Below are 16,241 nucleotides of genomic sequence, written 5' to 3' on the forward strand. Positions count from 1 at the left end.
GTGTTTGAGCGCTTAGGGTGAAGGAGTTAAATATTCCTATTCACACTTACAAACTCTCAAACACTCTTACTCTTATACTCTCCTACCCTTAAACTCTCCCACTCCACCTAATTTTATAACTATTATCCTTAAATTTATAACAACCTTAGTTTTCCATTTTGGAAATTTGTACTATAAATTTAAGAATCATGGAACAACAGTATAAAATACTCGGAATGACCTGTTCCGGCTGCCAGAAAAAAATTTCAAATCAACTGAACAGTGTTGATGGTGTTAAAGCCGATGTAAATCTGGAAACTCATACCGCCACCATCACTTCTGATCATGGAGTGAAACTTTCGGTATTAAATGATGCCCTGGCAGAAATAGGGAAATACAGACTTGAAGATCCCAATCATCCCGAGACAGCCTTTGTAAAACCTCAGGACCGTGTATCTCCGTCTTCGGTATACTATTGTCCAATGGAATGTGAAGGAGATAAAGTATATTTCAAACAAGGGGAAAGATGTCCTGTCTGCAAAATGTATCTGGTTCCTATTGAAGAAAAGCTTGCCAAAGATCCTAATCATAAACCAACTTATTCATCAACCAACCTTCCTGAAAATTTTAAAGATAGTATCGGGAAGCATTATTGTCCGATGTTTTGTGAAGGGGATAAAGTATATGATGAAAAAGGCAGCTGCCCTGTTTGTCATATGGATTTAGAGCCAATTACTGAAGAACTCGCCCAAAAAGCAACCTCACATCAGCATCACGCTCATTCCCATTCTCATTCTCACCATCATCATAATCATGACCACCATGACCATCATCATGAGGCTCCTAAAGTGACTGATGAGATGGCAGGCAGGTACTACTGCCCAATGTATTGTGAAGGCGACAAAACCTATGATTCTAATGTGGGATGTCCGGTTTGCGGAATGGATCTTGTAAAATATCCGGAAAAGAAAACCGCAAAATACACCTGTCCTATGCATCCGGAAATCATTCGTGACGAACCGGGAGACTGCCCGATCTGCGGAATGGATCTTGTGAGAATGCCGGACAGCGGTGATGATGACGAAGATGAAACCTATACTATATTAAAAAGAAAGTTCATTATTTCACTCGCGTTTACGATTCCGGTTTTCATTCTTTCTATGGGAGGAATGTTGATCAACTTCCCTTTCTCTCATCAGATCCAGGGATTTATTGAGCTTGCATTGACTCTTCCTGTAATGTTTTATTCAGGATGGTTTCTGTTGAAAAGAGGCTGGGTTTCCTTCAAAACATGGAACCTCAATATGTTCAGTCTGATTGCTCTGGGAGTTGCTGCTGCATTTATTTTCAGTATTGTTGCTCTGATATTTCCAGACATTATTCCACATGAAATTCGTGGACACAATCATGAAATCCCATTGTACTTTGAGGCTGTCTGTGTGATTTTAACCCTTGTTATTTTAGGTCAGCTGATGGAAGCAGCAGCTCATAAAAAAACAGGAAATGCCATTAAAGAATTAATGAACCTTTCACCTGATGAAGCCAATCTTATGATAAACGGTGAAGAAAAAAAAGTACTGCTTTCCCAGGTAAAAATAGGAGATTTATTAAAGGTAAAACCTGGTGAAAAAATTCCCGTAGACGGAAAAATCATTGAGGGAAATTCTATTGTGGACGAAAGCATGATTACCGGAGAACCTGTTCCTGTTGAAAAAAATGTTGACGATAAAGTATCTTCCGGAACCATCAACGGTAACCAGGTATTCATTATGAAGGCAGAAAAAGTAGGTGATGAAACACTGCTTTCCCAGATCATCAAAATGGTGAATGAAGCCAGCCGCAGCAAAGCACCTATCCAGAAGCTTACGGATAAAGTTTCAAAAGTATTTGTCCCTGTAGTCATTCTTATTGCAGTACTTACTTTTGTTCTTTGGCAGTTTTTCGGCCCGGAAGGAAAAAGGACTCTATTTGCCTTTGTGAATGCTGTTGCCGTTTTGATTGTGGCTTGTCCCTGTGCCCTTGGTCTGGCCACTCCCATGTCTTTAATGGTAGGAATAGGGAAAGGTGCTAAAAACGGAATCCTTATAAAAAATGCAGAAGCTCTGGAACAGATGAATAAAGTAAATGTTTTGATTACTGATAAAACAGGAACTTTAACAGAAGGGAAACCCTCCGTAGAACATATTGAAACAGTAAACGGAGATCAGAATCAGATTTTAAAACTGGCTTTTTCTTTGAATCAAAATTCTGAACACCCACTTTCCAATGCCATCATAAAAAGAGCAAAAGAAGAGAATGTAAGTGCTGAAAAAGTAGATCAATTTGAAAACATATCTGGAAAAGGAGTCAAGGGAAATATCAATGGCAAGACCGCTTATCTTGGAAATGAAAGTCTCCTGACCTCCCATCAGATTATGATTCCGGAGAGCTTAAAACAGAAAGCAGTAGAAGTTCAGTCTAAAGCTCATACTATTTCTTATATCGCACAGGAACAGCAGGTGCTGGGATTCGTAAGCTTTACAGATAAAATTAAAGAAAGCTCTAAGAAAGCCGTAAAACAGCTGATGAGTGAAGGTATAGACGTTATCATGATGACCGGAGACAATGAACATACTGCGAAAGCTGTTGCTGATGAATTAGGAATCAAACATTTCAAAGCCAACTGTCTTCCTGAAGATAAACTGAATGAGGTAAAAAAACTACAGCAGCAGGGCAAAATTGTAGCGATGACGGGAGACGGAATCAACGACTCTCCTGCCCTTGCCCAGTCTGATGTGGGCATTGCTATGGGAACAGGAACAGATGTTGCGATTGAAAGTGCTGAAATTACTTTATTGAAAGGAGATATCTTAGGCGTTGCAAAAGCTAAATTACTTAGTGAAAAACTTCTCAAAAACATTAAAGAGAATCTGTTCTTCGCATTCATCTATAATGTACTGGGCGTTCCGGTTGCGGCAGGATTATTGTATCCATTCTTTGGAATTCTTTTATCACCAATGATTGCAGCTGCAGCCATGAGCTTCAGTTCCCTGTCTGTGATACTGAATTCATTAAGATTAAACTCTGTAGATCTGGATATAAAATAATAACATGACAAAAGAAAATCTTTACATAGGGTGCTCGGGATTTTACAATAACGACTGGAAAGGGTCTTTATATCCCGAAAATGCCCAAAGTAAAGATTTTCTTTCTTTATACTCAAAAACATTCAATGCCGTAGAAATCAATTCTTCTTTTTATAGAAAACCGACCTCAAAAACATTATTGAAGTGGTATGCTGAAACACCTGATAATTTCAGATTCTTCATTAAAATTCCAAAAGCCATCACCCATCAAAACCGGCTTGAAAATTCCAAAGATGAGATCGTTCTATTCTGCAATCATATTCAAAACAGCCTGAAGGATAAACTTTCCGGATTTCTATATCAGCTTCCTCCTTCCTTTAAAAATACGGCAGAGAATATAGAACGGATTATCAACAATCTCGATTCCAGATTTCTGAACGTCATTGAATTCCGGCACAGCTCATGGTGGCAAAAAGAGATATTTGATCTTTTAAAACAATACGATATTGTCTTCTCAGGCGTAAGTTTTCCAGGCAATCTTCCTGAAGACCTTATTATTAATCATCCGGAAATACTCTATTACAGGCTTCATGGAAAACCTGTTCTTTACAAATCAGAATATAGTAATGATTTCATGGATGCATTAGCTGAAAAGATTAAAAATACAACCCAAACCTCATTTATTTTCTTCAATAATACCTGGGGAACGGCAGCTATTAAAAATTCGCTGTATCTAAAACATATTTTGGAATAACACTCCGGCAGAATGATTTGATTTTGTTAAAATAAAATAATTCTCCGTCAATTGAAGAATATTGAAGTCTTAGCAAACATAGAAAAATACTATCGTTTTCATATTTATAAATGTTAAATTTTAAAGAAAAGAAAATCATAAATTTACAACTTGTCAGGTAATGAAAATCTCCCTTAAAATAAAGTTCTTAAAATAAACTTAAAAAGAAAAACAACTGCACAGCTTGGCATATAATTTGTTAATTTTCATCTGTTATTTTTAACGATTTTTAACAATTTAAATTCCATTATTTTTATGAGAAAAATTTTTGCGGGAAAGTCAAAAAATATGACTTTTCTCGGGATGGTTGTATTGATGAGTACAACTTCGGCTTTATTGAACAGCTGTAATTTCAAGAATGAAGTGAATAATGACCCCGTCGTCAGTTCACAGGAACATCCTTCCGCAGAAATAGTCTCCAGTAATATGGATGATGAAAGCGTAGACCCGGATAAAAGAGTGATCTACCTTACCTTTGATGACGGACCCAATCAGGGGACAGAAAATCTTTTAAAAATCCTGGACAAGAGAAATGTCTGCGCCACTGCCTTTCTGGTGGGGAAGCATGCTTATGGAAGCAAAAAACAGAAGGATGATCTGCTATTGCTTAAGCAAAACCCGTTGGTAGAGCTGGCCAATCACAGTTTTTCTCATGCTCACAACAAATACACAGATTTTTATAAAAATGCTGATGCTGTAGTTCACGATTTTGACATCGCCAAAGACAGTCTGAAGCTTACCGATAAAATAGCAAGAACTCCCGGAAGAAATATCTGGAGGCTCAACAATATTAATGTAACAGATATTAAAAGTTCCACTTTAGCAGCAGATGGACTTAAAAAAGCCGGTTATAAAGTAATTGGCTGGGATCTTGAATGGAGACCTTCTCAGAAAATGACTTTAAAAGGAAGTCATGAAGCCATGATCAAGAAAGTAGACAGTATTTTCATGAACGACCTTGAGAAAACATCCAGACACCTTGTATTCCTTACTCACGACCAGTATCTGAGAGATGCAGACTCTATCAATGAACTGGATATGTTTATTGAGAAACTGCAGAAGAGCAACAGGTTTGTGTTCAGAAAAATATCTCAATATCCTAAAATCAATGAGGTTTTGAATTAATAACCGCTGCATACCTGATATCACTAAGCTTTGAACATTCAGAGAATTTTCGGACATTTGTATTATGAGTATTAAAGAGAACTACAACACTATAAAAAACCAGCTGCCATCCACTGTGCAGCTGGTTGCTGTTTCAAAAACACATCCTGCATCGGCTGTTCAGGAAGTATATGACCTGGGACAGAAAGTTTTCGGAGAAAACAAGGTTCAGGAACTGATGGAAAAAGCTCCTCTTCTTCCTCAGGATATCCAATGGCATTTGATTGGTCACTTACAGACCAACAAAGTGAAGTACATTGCTCCTTTCATAGATACCATACAAAGTGTGGATTCTGAAAAATTATTAACAGAAATCAATAAAGAAGCAGGAAAACACCACAGGAAGATTAAAGTTCTTCTGCAGGTAAAAATTGCAGCAGAAGAAAGTAAGTTCGGACTTGAAATTTCTGAAGCGAAAGCTCTTTTTCAACAATCTATTGAAGGCAATTTTCCCAATGTGGAAATAACTGGTTTAATGGGAATGGCAACATTCACCGATGATGAGCAGCAGGTTAGAAATGAATTTTTAACACTGAAGAAGCTTTTTGATGAATTAAATCAATCAAAAGCATTAAATACTTTATCAATGGGAATGAGTGATGATTTCCCGATAGCAATCGAGTGTGGGGCTAACTCTGTGAGGGTTGGATCTGCTATTTTTGGAAGAAGAGACTACTCCAAATAGAATATTTAGGTACAGTTTTTGCTAATAATTGAAACAAAAAATTTAAATTTGCAACTATGCAAAAAATCCTTATAGTAGAAGACGAAAAAGCAATCTCGGGAGTACTTCATAGTATTCTTTCGGATGAACTCACCGATTATGAATTTGTTATCGCCGAAGATGGCCTTGAAGGTTACAAGCAGGTAGAAAAAGAAGATTTCGCCCTAGTGATTTCTGATATTAAAATGCCTAAGCTTTCAGGAACCGAGCTTTTGAAACAAAGTCTTGCCTTAAAACCAGAAACTACTTTTATCATGATCTCAGGACACGCAGACATTGATTCCGCTGTTTCCTGTTTGAAAGAGGGCGCATATGATTTTATTTCCAAACCCATTGATATCAACAGACTTATTACAAGTGTGAAAAATGCATTGGTGAAAGAAACCCTGAAGAAAGAAAACAAAAATCTCCAGACTGAAAATAAAACTCTAAAAAGAAAAGTAAGTAAGAAATACCAGATGATTGGTACTTCTCCTGCTCTTCAAAAGATTCAGGATATGATTGAGAAGGTAGCTGCTTCTGATGCCAGAGTTCTGATCACAGGACCTAACGGAGCAGGAAAAGAGCTGGTAGCTCATGCAATCCACAATCAAAGTGAGCGTGCAAGAGGCCCTATGGTAGAGGTAAACTGTGCTGCTATCCCATCTGAACTTATTGAATCTGAACTTTTCGGACACGTAAAAGGATCTTTTACAGGTGCTATTAAAGATAAGCAGGGAAAATTTGAACAGGCCAATGGCGGTACTATTTTCCTGGATGAGATTGGAGATATGAGCCTTATTGCTCAGGCTAAGGTATTAAGAGCTCTACAGGAAAGCAAAGTTTCTCCTGTAGGAAGTGATAAAGAAATCAAAGTTGACGTAAGAGTAATTGCGGCAACCAATAAAAATATGCAGAAAGAAATTGAGGAAGGAAAATTCAGAGAAGACCTTTATCACAGACTTTCTGTTATTGAAATCTATGTTCCGCCATTGGATGAAAGAAAAGAAGATATCAAATTATTGGTTGAGCACTTTTCAGGAATGATTGCTGATGAGCATGGTACTGCTGCGAAAAAGTTTGATGATAAAGCTATTGATGCTTTAAAAGCGCTTTCGTGGACTGGAAATATCCGAGAATTAAGGAATGTTGTTGAAAGATTGATTATTCTTGGTGGAAACACTGTTTCTGAAGGTGACGTTGCAAGTTTTGTAAGGAAATAATAGCCTATTATTTACCATATTATAAAAATTTGCAGTGTTACCACTGCAAATTTTTTTTTTGACCTAATTTGAATGATAAACTATATGAATCTTAAAATATTATGAACTTTTTAAACAAAAACTATACAAAAGAATGCCTGACTTTGGCTCTGCCTGTAATGCTTACTCAGGTGGGGCAAGTTTCAGTAAACTTATTCGATAATATTATTGTCGGAAAATTATTGGGTGCCGATGCTCTGGCATCTGTTTCATTGGGGAATGCTGTGTTTTTCTCCATATTTGTGTTAGCCCTGGGCTTTTCATTTGCCATTCCACCATTGGTTTCGGAAGCGCACTCCAAACAGGATCACGCTACGATCAATTCTGTATTCAGCCACGGCTTTATTATCAATATGTCGGTCGGAATTATCCTGATGGTCATTCTCCTTTTGGGAATGCCACTCCTCTATCATTCCGGACAGCCCGCCAAGATCATTCCTGATACGGTAAGCTTTTTAAGTATCATGGTGATCAGTATGATACCATTCATGGCCTTTCAGACCCTTCGTGAAGTTTCTGAAGGTTTATCCTATACCATTGGAGTTACCAAAGCGACCATTATTGCCAACATCATCAATATTGCCTTAAACTATGTCTTTATCAAAGGACTTTGGGGAATTCCGGCAATGGGTGTACAGGGATCTGCACTGGCTACTCTGATTTCCAGAATTTTTATGGTGGTTTTTCTTTATTTTGTTTTGGTAAAAGAAGAAAGAACAAGACGCTATATCAAAGATTTCTCTTTAAAAATTCAGGTTTTTTCAAAGCAGATGTTTGATAAAATGGTGAGACTTGGATTACCTACAGCTTTACAGATGTTCTTTGAAGTAACTGCTTTTGCCGGAGCTGCATTTATTTGCGGGCTGATCTCAGCACACGATATTGCTTCTCACCAGATCGCATTAAGCATGGCTTCATTTACCTTCAACTTATGTGTTGGATTCAGTGTTGCCTCTACGGTAATGATTGGGAGAAAACTGGGTGAACAGAATTTTGTGGAACTGAGAAAGGTAGGAATCAACAACCTGAAAATCGCCTTTATTTTCATGTGCATCTGCGGATTGGTGTTTATTTTAGGCAGAAATATCCTTCCTACCTTCTTCACGAAAAAAGAAGAAGTGGAAGTCATTACCCTGGCTGCAAAACTGATGATCATCGCTGCTTTATTCCAGCTTTCTGATGGAATTCAGGTGACCGCTTTGGGAATGCTGAGAGGTTTGCAGGATGTGAAATTCCTTCTATTTATACCTTTATTGCATACTGGGTGATTACCATTCCTTTGGGATATTTCTTCTGTGTTACTTTAGAAATGGGCGCATTCGGAATGTGGATCGCACTTGGACTGGGATTAACGGTTTCCGCTGTTTTCCTGGTAAAACGATTCCTGAATATGTCTGCGAAAAGAATTAAGCAGAATTCATAAAATCAAAAAGGCTGTTTCAATGTGAGACAGCCTTTTTTATATTCGTTAATTTACAACAGAACAGTGCGCTATATCCTTTCTATATCTATATAATTATGCATATTTTCTAAACACAAACAGTATAAATTAAATTCACAAATAGACACTAGCTTATCCGCCTTTCTGCTCAGTTTAATCTATCCTCTTCCCTAAGATCTTCAGACTTCTTTCCACACCATCCAGAATCGCTACATTAGGAAGACTTCCCCAATCTTCAAATCCAAAGTGTCTGAATAACTTCAAACTTGGTTCATTATGAAGGAAAATAAGCGCTACAAGGTTTTTTACTCCAAATTTTCCGGCGTTATCAATGCAATATTGAAGAATGGCTTTTCCGTATCCTTTTCCTCTGCAGGATTCATCCAGATAAATACTTACTTCTACCGTACCGTTATATGCTGCCCTTTCATGGAATGAACTGAAACTGACCCAACCAACGGTTTGATTCTGGTCATCTTCAACTACCCAAAGCGGCCTTGTCTGGGGATTATGCTCTTCAAACCATTTTAGCTTACTTTCCACAGAAACTTCTTCCATGTCTGCAGTGACCATTCTTGAAGCAATTGTTGAGTTGTAGATGGCTACGATTTTATTCAAATCGGCTAATTCAGCATTTCTGAACTTTAGTTTTTCCATGAATATTGAAGTCAAATTATTGTAACGCAAAAATACTACATTTTAAAATCACCCCTGTAAAAACACACTCAATTTATTTTATTTTTAATAATTAAAGCAAATACACCCCTAACAATACAATCATTTTTTACACAAAGACGTAATAAATTTAAACTTTGAATATTTTTAAGGAGCAAGGAAAATTATTTTAAATCTTTTAAAATTCTATTTAAACTTCTTACTGTAATTCCTAAATAAGCCGCCATATCTTCTTTGGAGATATGAATATTCTGCTTAGCCTGCATTTGTAACAATTGTTTTAAAGTATGTTCTATCGTATATAACTGTTGGTAGGATGCTCTGCTGGAAGTATTGATAATTCGCTCTGCAAAAGACTCTAAAAGAAGGTGGTTTAGGGCAAGATCATTTTTAATCAAAGCTTTAAAAAACGGAATCTTTACTGCATATACTGTCACTTCATTGAGGGCTTCAATACTGCACAGACAGTTTATATTTTTGATTAATTCCACTTCCCCGATGATTTCACCGCTTCCCAGAAACTCAACAATATATTCTTTTCCGTTTTCTTCAGCCAGAAAGCATTTGACAATCCCTTCTTTAATCATCATGACATGAGAAAGCTGATGATCCTGTACCAGTATTTGATCCCCTGTAGAAAAAGATTTTACTAGAATATCGTCACTCGTGTTCTGCTTTTTGTGCAGTTCATCAAGATAGTTTAAAAATGTCTGATTCGTCCTTAACATATTCTCCCGGGACAAATGTCCTTTTCTTATTGAGTTTTTATACTGAATTTTACGGACAGAAAATTACAAAACAAAAATGAATAATCATATTACAACCATTGCTTTTGATGCGGATGATACACTTTGGATCAACGAACCTTATTTTCAGGAAGCAGAAAAAAATTCTGTGTACTTCTTGAAGATTATCTTCCACAACATTCGGTATCACAGGAATTGTTTAAAACAGAAATGCAGAATCTCCATCTGTATGGCTATGGAGTAAAAGGATTTATGCTGTGTATGGTTGAAACCATCACTAGAGTTTCTAATAATACAGCTTCATTGGAATTAGTCAATAAAGCTATTATTCTTGGTCAGGAGCTTCTTCAGAAACCTATAGAATTATTGGATGGAGTTACCGAAACTCTTGAAAGTTTAAAAGGAAAATACAGACTGGTTGTTGCCACAAAAGGCGATTTGCTGGATCAGGAGCGTAAACTGAAAAATTCGGGATTACAGGATTATTTTCATCACATTGAAATCATGAGTGACAAAAAAGAACACGATTATAAAAAGCTTTTGAAACATCTGGACTGCCAACCTGAAAACTTTCTGATGCTTGGAAATTCTATCAAATCAGATATTCTGCCGGTACTAGAAATCGGTGGTTATGCCGCTCATATTCCTTATCATGTCACCTGGAGTCATGAACAGCATGATGTAAATCTTGAGCATCCTAATTTTATAGAGCTTAAGAGTATTGATGAGATTTTGAAGCGCTTTTAAATACAATATAACAACGCCCCAACTTTCTTAATATATTTTTAATCAAAAAAGAGACTGTTTTTGATAAACAGTCTCTTTCTTTATTTATTTCTTCAAGCACTTTTCAAGGAACTGATCCTGTTCCCATAAAACGTGTAAGATATTTTCTTTCGCCTGGTAACTGTGGGCTTCTTTTGGAAGAAGAACCATTTTCACAGGAGCACCTAAATTTTTCAGTGCCTGGAAGTATCTTTCCGTCTGCAATGTAAATGTACCCGGATTATTATCTGCATCTCCGTGAATCAGAAGAAGTGGGGTCTTCATTTTGTCCGCATGCATAAACGGAGACATCGTGTTGTAGATTTCCGGAACATCCCAATAGTTTCTCTGCTCACTCTGGAACCCGAATGGTGTCAAAGTCCTGTTATAGGCACCACTTCTTGCAATTCCACAGGCAAAAAGGTTAGAATGAGTCAGAAGGTTTGCCGTCATAAATGCACCGTAAGAATGCCCTCCTACAGCCACTTTCTTTCTGTCGATATATCCTAAATGATCTACTGCATCAATGGCAGCAGCAGCATTGGCTACCAACTGAGGAATAAAGGTATCATTAGGTTCTGTTTTCCCTTCCCCAACAATTGGGAAAGCAGCATTATCTAAAACAGCATACCCTTTAGCTGTCCAATATACAAAAGAGCCATACGTTGGGAATGTAAAGTCATTATCATTTTGAGTACTCTGTCCTGCAGTATCCTTATCTTTATATTCTCTAGGGTAAGCCCAGATTAATAAAGGTAATTTTTCTTTCTTTGTCTTTCTATCATAGTTTGCAGGTAAATAAAGGGTCCCTGTCAGGGTAACACCATCATTTCTCTTGTAAGTAATCACTTCTTTGTAAACGTCTTTGATACTTTCAAAAGGGTTTGCAAAATTGGTTACGGCTTCTGCTTTATTAGATTTAATATTCTTTTTAAAATAATTAGGATATTGGCTTGGTGACTGCTGAGTGGTCAGAATTTCTCCTTTTGAAGGATTTAAAATATCTACAATCCCTTCTTTAGCGTTTTTAAGATTAGAGGTATAAAGTCTTTTCTTTTTCAAAGATTTAATATCCATTTCGTCGATAAACGGGTGCTGTCCATCTTTGGTAAATCCATCTCCGATAAGATAGGCTTTTCCACCTTTCATATCGACTACAGATCTTCCGTATTGGTTTTTCGTTGTATTAAAATGTCCGGGATCGCTGTAAACATCCTGGTAATTTCTGTCATCGAAAACTTTTGATTCTCCACTGCTAAGATCCAACAGGTAAGATTTTGTATTTCTTGTATCATACCAGCCTTCAGAAACAATAGCATAATGATCATTAGTCCACACCACGTCCTTATATCTCTGCTTTGTTTTGAAGAAAGATTTCGGAGCCGCTGTAAACGGAGCTTCCCAGGTAAATATCTCGTCTCTGTACTCTGCTGTTTTAGACTGATCTCCTCCATCCAGAGCTTCCGCATAGGTAAGAGTAGCCGGAGCATCGCTTCTCCATTCCATTTCTCTTTTTCCGGTTCTTACGGATGAAAATCCTTTTGGCATGATTTCATTCAAAGGAACGTCATTTACTGTTTTTACAGTATTTCCTTTCATATCATACACCACCGTTGTTGATGGAAATCTGCTCAGTGGCACAATATAAGAGAATGGTTTTTTAATAATTGTAGCCAGCAGATAGCTTCCGTCCGGAGAAAAACTTAAGCCGGCATACATATCCTGATCTTTCAGTTTCTTAAGATTTCCTGTAAGATCTACATTATAAATTTCAGAAGCAGTAAGGGTCTCAAATTTTTTTTCGTCCTGAGGGTTCTTCAAAAGATCCTGATAAGTCCTGTTCTGGGAAACCTTACCATCTGCTGTTGAAACAATCGGGCCTGTCGGAAGGTCTTCGTCTGCATTTAAAAGAGCAGCTCTGTTTTGTGGAAGCGTTCTGATCAGGAAGCTTTGAGAGTCATTATACCAAATATAAGGCATTCCTAAATTAGCATTCAGATTATCTGCGGTAATCTTTTTGGCAGATGCTGTTTCCATATCCACTATCCAAAGTTCTACTCCTTTAGAGGTTGTATTGGTAAAAGCCAGCTTCTTTTCATCCGGTGAAAACGAAACGTAGGCAATTTTTGAATGGGAAGGTAAGTTTTTTACCTGAATCTCATTTTTATCATTGAACTTTCTGATATTCAGATTATTGGAGTAGATCATGCTGCTTGAAATATTGGTAACAGGATTGATTCTAAGTCCGCCAAGCTTCATTTCATTCTGACTGAGGTCTTCCAATGTTTTATATGTAGGGCGATACGTAAACACTACCCAGTCCTTTTTGCTGTTCATCAGAACACTCGGAGGTCTTTCATAATCTGCAAGTTTTAAAATCTCGGCAGAGGGTTTCTGATAGCTAATATTTTCCTGTGCATCATAAAAATTGAGAAATGCCAAGAGGCAAATAGTCAGTTTTATCTTCATTATAAATTCATTTTTTACGAATGTAGTGAATTTTAAAAGAATTTTAACACTTAAAATAAGACTCCTTTTAGTGTCATATTTATTTTTTATTACATTTATCTTACAAATTAAAATAATATGAAAAATTTAAAAAAATTATCAAAAGGAAATTTAAAATTGATTAACGGAGGAAATGCTCCACTATGTGATGCAGGCTTTATGGCTTGCAGAGTAAGAGATGAAAACGGAGCCCTGATCTGGGAATGCTTACCTAACTGTAATTATTAATAACAGAAAAGGCACTTCATTTTCTGAAGTGCCTTCCTTATTTTGTATGGTTGTAAGATTACCAGTCTGAAGCTCTTTTTCTTCTTTCAATCATATGATCTACTGAAACTTTTCCAGCTCCAATTACCATAAGCAAAAGATAAACAGAAAGATAAATAAGGCTCATTTCTCTTTTTTCGAATGGATCTGCTCCATGTACCACAAAACCTGCAATAATCATTGTAAAGATTAAAAATCCCAGAGCAACTCTTGTAAAAAGCCCTAATATCAGGAGTATTGAACATACAAATTCAGCAAAAACCGTAAGAATCAATGACACCTGTGATCCCAATCCCATAAAATCAAAAAATTCGATTTTACCACCAGCCAATAGCATCTGAAGCTTTGGAAAACCATGAGAAAGCATGGCAAAACCAACAAACACTCTTACTGCCAGTAAAATAATATCTTTAGGTATTGAGCTGAAATTTGAATTATTATAGTTCATGTACTAAAAAATTTATACTAAGGTAGTAAAAAATCTTTTAATACAACGGGATTACAGGCTATTTTAGTCTATCTGTAACCGAAATTTTTAAGATCCCTATCGTTCTTTCTCCAGTCTTTTTTCACCTTTACAAAAAGGTTTAAATGAATTTTTTTGGTGAAAAATTTCTCAAGGTCCAATCTGGCTTCAGTTCCAACTTTTTTAATCGCTTCTCCTTTATGCCCGATAATAATTCCTTTTTGAGTATCTCTTTCTACATAAATAATAGAGTCTATAAAGATAATTCCTTCTTTCTCTTTGAACTGTTCAGTCACTACCTCTACAGAGTATGGAATTTCTTTATCGTAATTCAAAAGGATTTTCTCACGAATAGCCTCATTAACAAAGAACCTTTCAGGTTTATCCGTGTACTGGTCTTTATCATAGTAAGGCGGATTCTCAGGAAGCAAAGATTTTATTTTAGGTAAAATAACTTCTGTATTGAAGGCATTCAATGCAGAGATAGGTAAAATCTCAGCCTTTGGAATTCTTGCATGCCAATCTTCTACCAATTTTTCAAGACCTGCCTGGTCCGTCTGATCTACCTTATTTAAGAGAAGAAGTACAGGAACAGGAATTTTATTCAGTTTATCAATTAAAAATTCTGATGGTTCTGCTTTATCGGTAACATCTACAATAAACAGGAAAACGTCAGCATCCTGCAAAGAGTCCTTTACAAAATCCATCATTTTCTCCTGCAGTCCGTATTTTGGATCCAATACTCCCGGAGTATCAGAAAATACAATCTGAAGATCATCTTCATTATAAATACCAAAAATTCTGTGGCGGGTTGTCTGAGCTTTCTGCGTTACAATCGCCAACTTCTCTCCCATCAATTGGTTAAGCAAGGTCGATTTTCCCGCATTGGGCTTTCCAACTATATTTACAAATCCAGCTTTGTGCATAAAAATAATATTACGAACTGCAAAGTTAGTAAAACAAAATTGGTCTTTACAGTTAATCTTAACAATTAAAAGAAAAAAGAGAGTTATATGCCTAATACAGTGTGAGAAAAGGAAATTTACCCTGGATCACAATTGCCGGGCTCACCAAGCCGTCAAAAATTCAAAGAATTTTTGACACCTCTCCAATGGAGGAAAATTTTGCTCTTTTCCTTTGTAGTATTGACAATAAATAAATTGAATTCAGAAAAATTTTTGATTATACATATTGCAATATTTCTGATAAAAAATATCTGATAATTTTGTATTGCATTACTTAAAACTGATATTTTTGACTATTAGAATTCATCTTTATGAATATAGACCAGATTCTTGATAAGGTTTACCTCCTTCCTGAGACCTCAAAAAACAGTTTAAAAGAGTATATTACCGAAGTTTCCCATCCTAAAGGCTTTTGTCTGATGGAAGCTGATAAAGTGATTCCTTATCTTTATTTTATAAGAAAGGGGATCGCACGTGCTTATTCTTCAACAGCTGACAATGATATTACTTTCTGGTTCGGAAGCGAGGGACAATGTATTCTCTCTATGAAAAGCTATGTGGAGGACAAACCGGGCTATGAAAGCATTGAACTTCTGGAAGACTGTGATCTGTACAGAATGGAAACAGAAAACCTAAGAAAACTGTTCAATGAAGATATCCATATTGCCAACTGGGGACGAAAGCTGGCAGAAGCAGAAATGATAAAATCTGAAGAACTGATTATTTCCAGACAGTTCAAAACTTCTCTGGAACGTTATAAAGATATTATGGCGTATCAACCTGAACTGTTAAAAAGGGTTCAGCTGGGGTATATTGCGTCGTATCTTGGGATTACTCAGGTAAGTTTGAGTAGAATACGGGCCGAAATCAAGTAGATTAAAAAATTCTTTGATCCTTAATTTATGTTTGGGCTAAAGCCAACGGAATGATCTTTTATATTATAAGCGGACTAAAGTCCGCTCCTAATGATATGACAACTCTTTCATTTACATCTTCATTCTTCCAGCTCCCATCTTTCTTTCTTTAATTTCATTTTTTAACAATTGTAAAATTTTTTCTCCTGTCAAATTCTGAAATTTGCAGTAGTAAAATTTTAAAAAATGAATTGGTTAATATTAGTTATCGCAGGATTATTTGAAGTTGCCTTCGCATCATGTCTGGGAAAGGCAAAAGAAACATCAGGAACTGAAATGTACCTGTGGTACGCGGGTTTCCTGGTAACAATGACAATCAGTATGCTTTTACTCATCAAGGCTACTCAAACCTTACCTATCGGTACTGCTTATGCGGTATGGACGGGAATTGGAGCAGTAGGAACTGCCTTAATGGGAATCATATTCTTTAAGGATCCTGTAAGTTTCTGGAGAGTATTTTTTATTGTAACACTTATAGGTTCTGTGGTAGGATTAAAGGCTGTATCCTCATCACATTAAAAAGCGCAT

General features: G+C 36.5%; 13 protein-coding genes and 2 pseudogenes. 10 read left to right on the plus strand and 5 right to left on the minus strand.

What is annotated here, in order from left to right; all coding sequences use genetic code 11:
* Window positions 1-188 precede the first annotated feature (188 nt).
* The 6 genes and pseudogenes from KBP46_RS04960 to KBP46_RS04985 all read left to right on the plus strand — a co-directional run bounded on the left by KBP46_RS04960 (window position 189) and on the right by KBP46_RS04985 (window position 8,389).
* Window positions 189-3,065 carry a heavy metal translocating P-type ATPase gene (locus tag KBP46_RS04960; RefSeq protein WP_216444797.1) on the plus strand — a complete coding sequence of 959 codons (2,877 nt, stop codon included), beginning with the start codon at window positions 189-191 and terminating at the stop codon, window positions 3,063-3,065.
* A gap of 4 nt (window positions 3,066-3,069) precedes the next feature.
* The gene (locus KBP46_RS04965) at window positions 3,070-3,798 is read left to right on the plus strand and encodes a DUF72 domain-containing protein (protein ID WP_216444798.1); all 729 of its coding nucleotides are present in this window, start codon (window positions 3,070-3,072) and stop codon (window positions 3,796-3,798) included.
* Between the two features lie 294 nt (window positions 3,799-4,092).
* Window positions 4,093-4,962, plus strand: a complete 870-nt coding sequence (locus KBP46_RS04970) for a polysaccharide deacetylase family protein (protein ID WP_123278419.1) — start codon at window positions 4,093-4,095, stop codon at window positions 4,960-4,962.
* A gap of 64 nt (window positions 4,963-5,026) precedes the next feature.
* On the plus strand, window positions 5,027-5,686 hold the full coding sequence (locus KBP46_RS04975; protein ID WP_123278420.1) for a YggS family pyridoxal phosphate-dependent enzyme: 660 nt from the start codon (window positions 5,027-5,029) through the stop codon (window positions 5,684-5,686).
* Window positions 5,687-5,742: 56 nt separating this feature from the next.
* Complete coding sequence (locus tag KBP46_RS04980; protein WP_120230883.1) at window positions 5,743-6,927, plus strand: sigma-54 dependent transcriptional regulator; 1,185 nt, start codon at window positions 5,743-5,745, stop codon at window positions 6,925-6,927.
* A gap of 101 nt (window positions 6,928-7,028) precedes the next feature.
* Window positions 7,029-8,389: pseudogene (locus KBP46_RS04985) on the plus strand (MATE family efflux transporter).
* 171 nt (window positions 8,390-8,560) lie between these two features.
* On the opposite strand, the gene KBP46_RS04990 reads toward KBP46_RS04985, so the two are convergent.
* Window positions 8,561-9,064 carry a GNAT family N-acetyltransferase gene (locus KBP46_RS04990; RefSeq protein ID WP_123278421.1) on the minus strand — a complete coding sequence of 168 codons (504 nt, stop codon included), beginning with the start codon at window positions 9,062-9,064 and terminating at the stop codon, window positions 8,561-8,563.
* Window positions 9,065-9,246: 182 nt separating this feature from the next.
* Window positions 9,247-9,810 carry a Crp/Fnr family transcriptional regulator gene (locus KBP46_RS04995; RefSeq protein ID WP_216444799.1) on the minus strand — a complete coding sequence of 188 codons (564 nt, stop codon included), beginning with the start codon at window positions 9,808-9,810 and terminating at the stop codon, window positions 9,247-9,249.
* 76 nt (window positions 9,811-9,886) lie between these two features.
* Here KBP46_RS04995 and KBP46_RS05000 point away from each other — a divergent pair.
* Window positions 9,887-10,575, plus strand: a pseudogene (locus KBP46_RS05000) (HAD family hydrolase).
* 84 nt (window positions 10,576-10,659) lie between these two features.
* Here KBP46_RS05000 and KBP46_RS05005 read toward each other — a convergent pair.
* Window positions 10,660-13,062: a prolyl oligopeptidase family serine peptidase gene (locus tag KBP46_RS05005; RefSeq protein ID WP_216444800.1), complete on the minus strand. Its 2,403-nt coding sequence runs from the start codon at window positions 13,060-13,062 to the stop codon at window positions 10,660-10,662.
* 117 nt (window positions 13,063-13,179) lie between these two features.
* Here KBP46_RS05005 and KBP46_RS05010 point away from each other — a divergent pair, with 117 nt between their 5' ends.
* The gene (locus tag KBP46_RS05010) at window positions 13,180-13,329 is read left to right on the plus strand and encodes a hypothetical protein (protein ID WP_157885743.1); all 150 of its coding nucleotides are present in this window, start codon (window positions 13,180-13,182) and stop codon (window positions 13,327-13,329) included.
* Between the two features lie 58 nt (window positions 13,330-13,387).
* Here KBP46_RS05010 and KBP46_RS05015 read toward each other — a convergent pair whose 3' ends face one another.
* Entirely contained in the window at window positions 13,388-13,816 is a 429-nt protein-coding gene (locus tag KBP46_RS05015; RefSeq protein ID WP_216444801.1) for a DoxX family protein, read from the minus strand.
* A gap of 68 nt (window positions 13,817-13,884) precedes the next feature.
* On the minus strand, window positions 13,885-14,760 hold the full coding sequence (gene era, locus KBP46_RS05020; RefSeq protein ID WP_062670247.1) for a GTPase Era: 876 nt from the start codon (window positions 14,758-14,760) through the stop codon (window positions 13,885-13,887).
* A 350-nt stretch (window positions 14,761-15,110) separates the two neighbouring features.
* Between era and KBP46_RS05025 the strand changes: the two genes are divergently transcribed.
* Together KBP46_RS05025 and KBP46_RS05030 are read left to right on the plus strand one after the other, a co-directional pair.
* Window positions 15,111-15,674: a Crp/Fnr family transcriptional regulator gene (locus KBP46_RS05025; protein ID WP_120230877.1), complete on the plus strand. Its 564-nt coding sequence runs from the start codon at window positions 15,111-15,113 to the stop codon at window positions 15,672-15,674.
* Between the two features lie 225 nt (window positions 15,675-15,899).
* Complete coding sequence (locus KBP46_RS05030) at window positions 15,900-16,232, plus strand: multidrug efflux SMR transporter (protein ID WP_034696733.1); 333 nt, start codon at window positions 15,900-15,902, stop codon at window positions 16,230-16,232.
* Window positions 16,233-16,241 lie beyond the last annotated feature (9 nt).

Origin of the sequence: Chryseobacterium sp. PCH239 (assembly GCF_018924625.1) — a bacterium.
In the GTDB taxonomy this organism is placed as follows: domain Bacteria; phylum Bacteroidota; class Bacteroidia; order Flavobacteriales; family Weeksellaceae; genus Chryseobacterium; species Chryseobacterium cucumeris.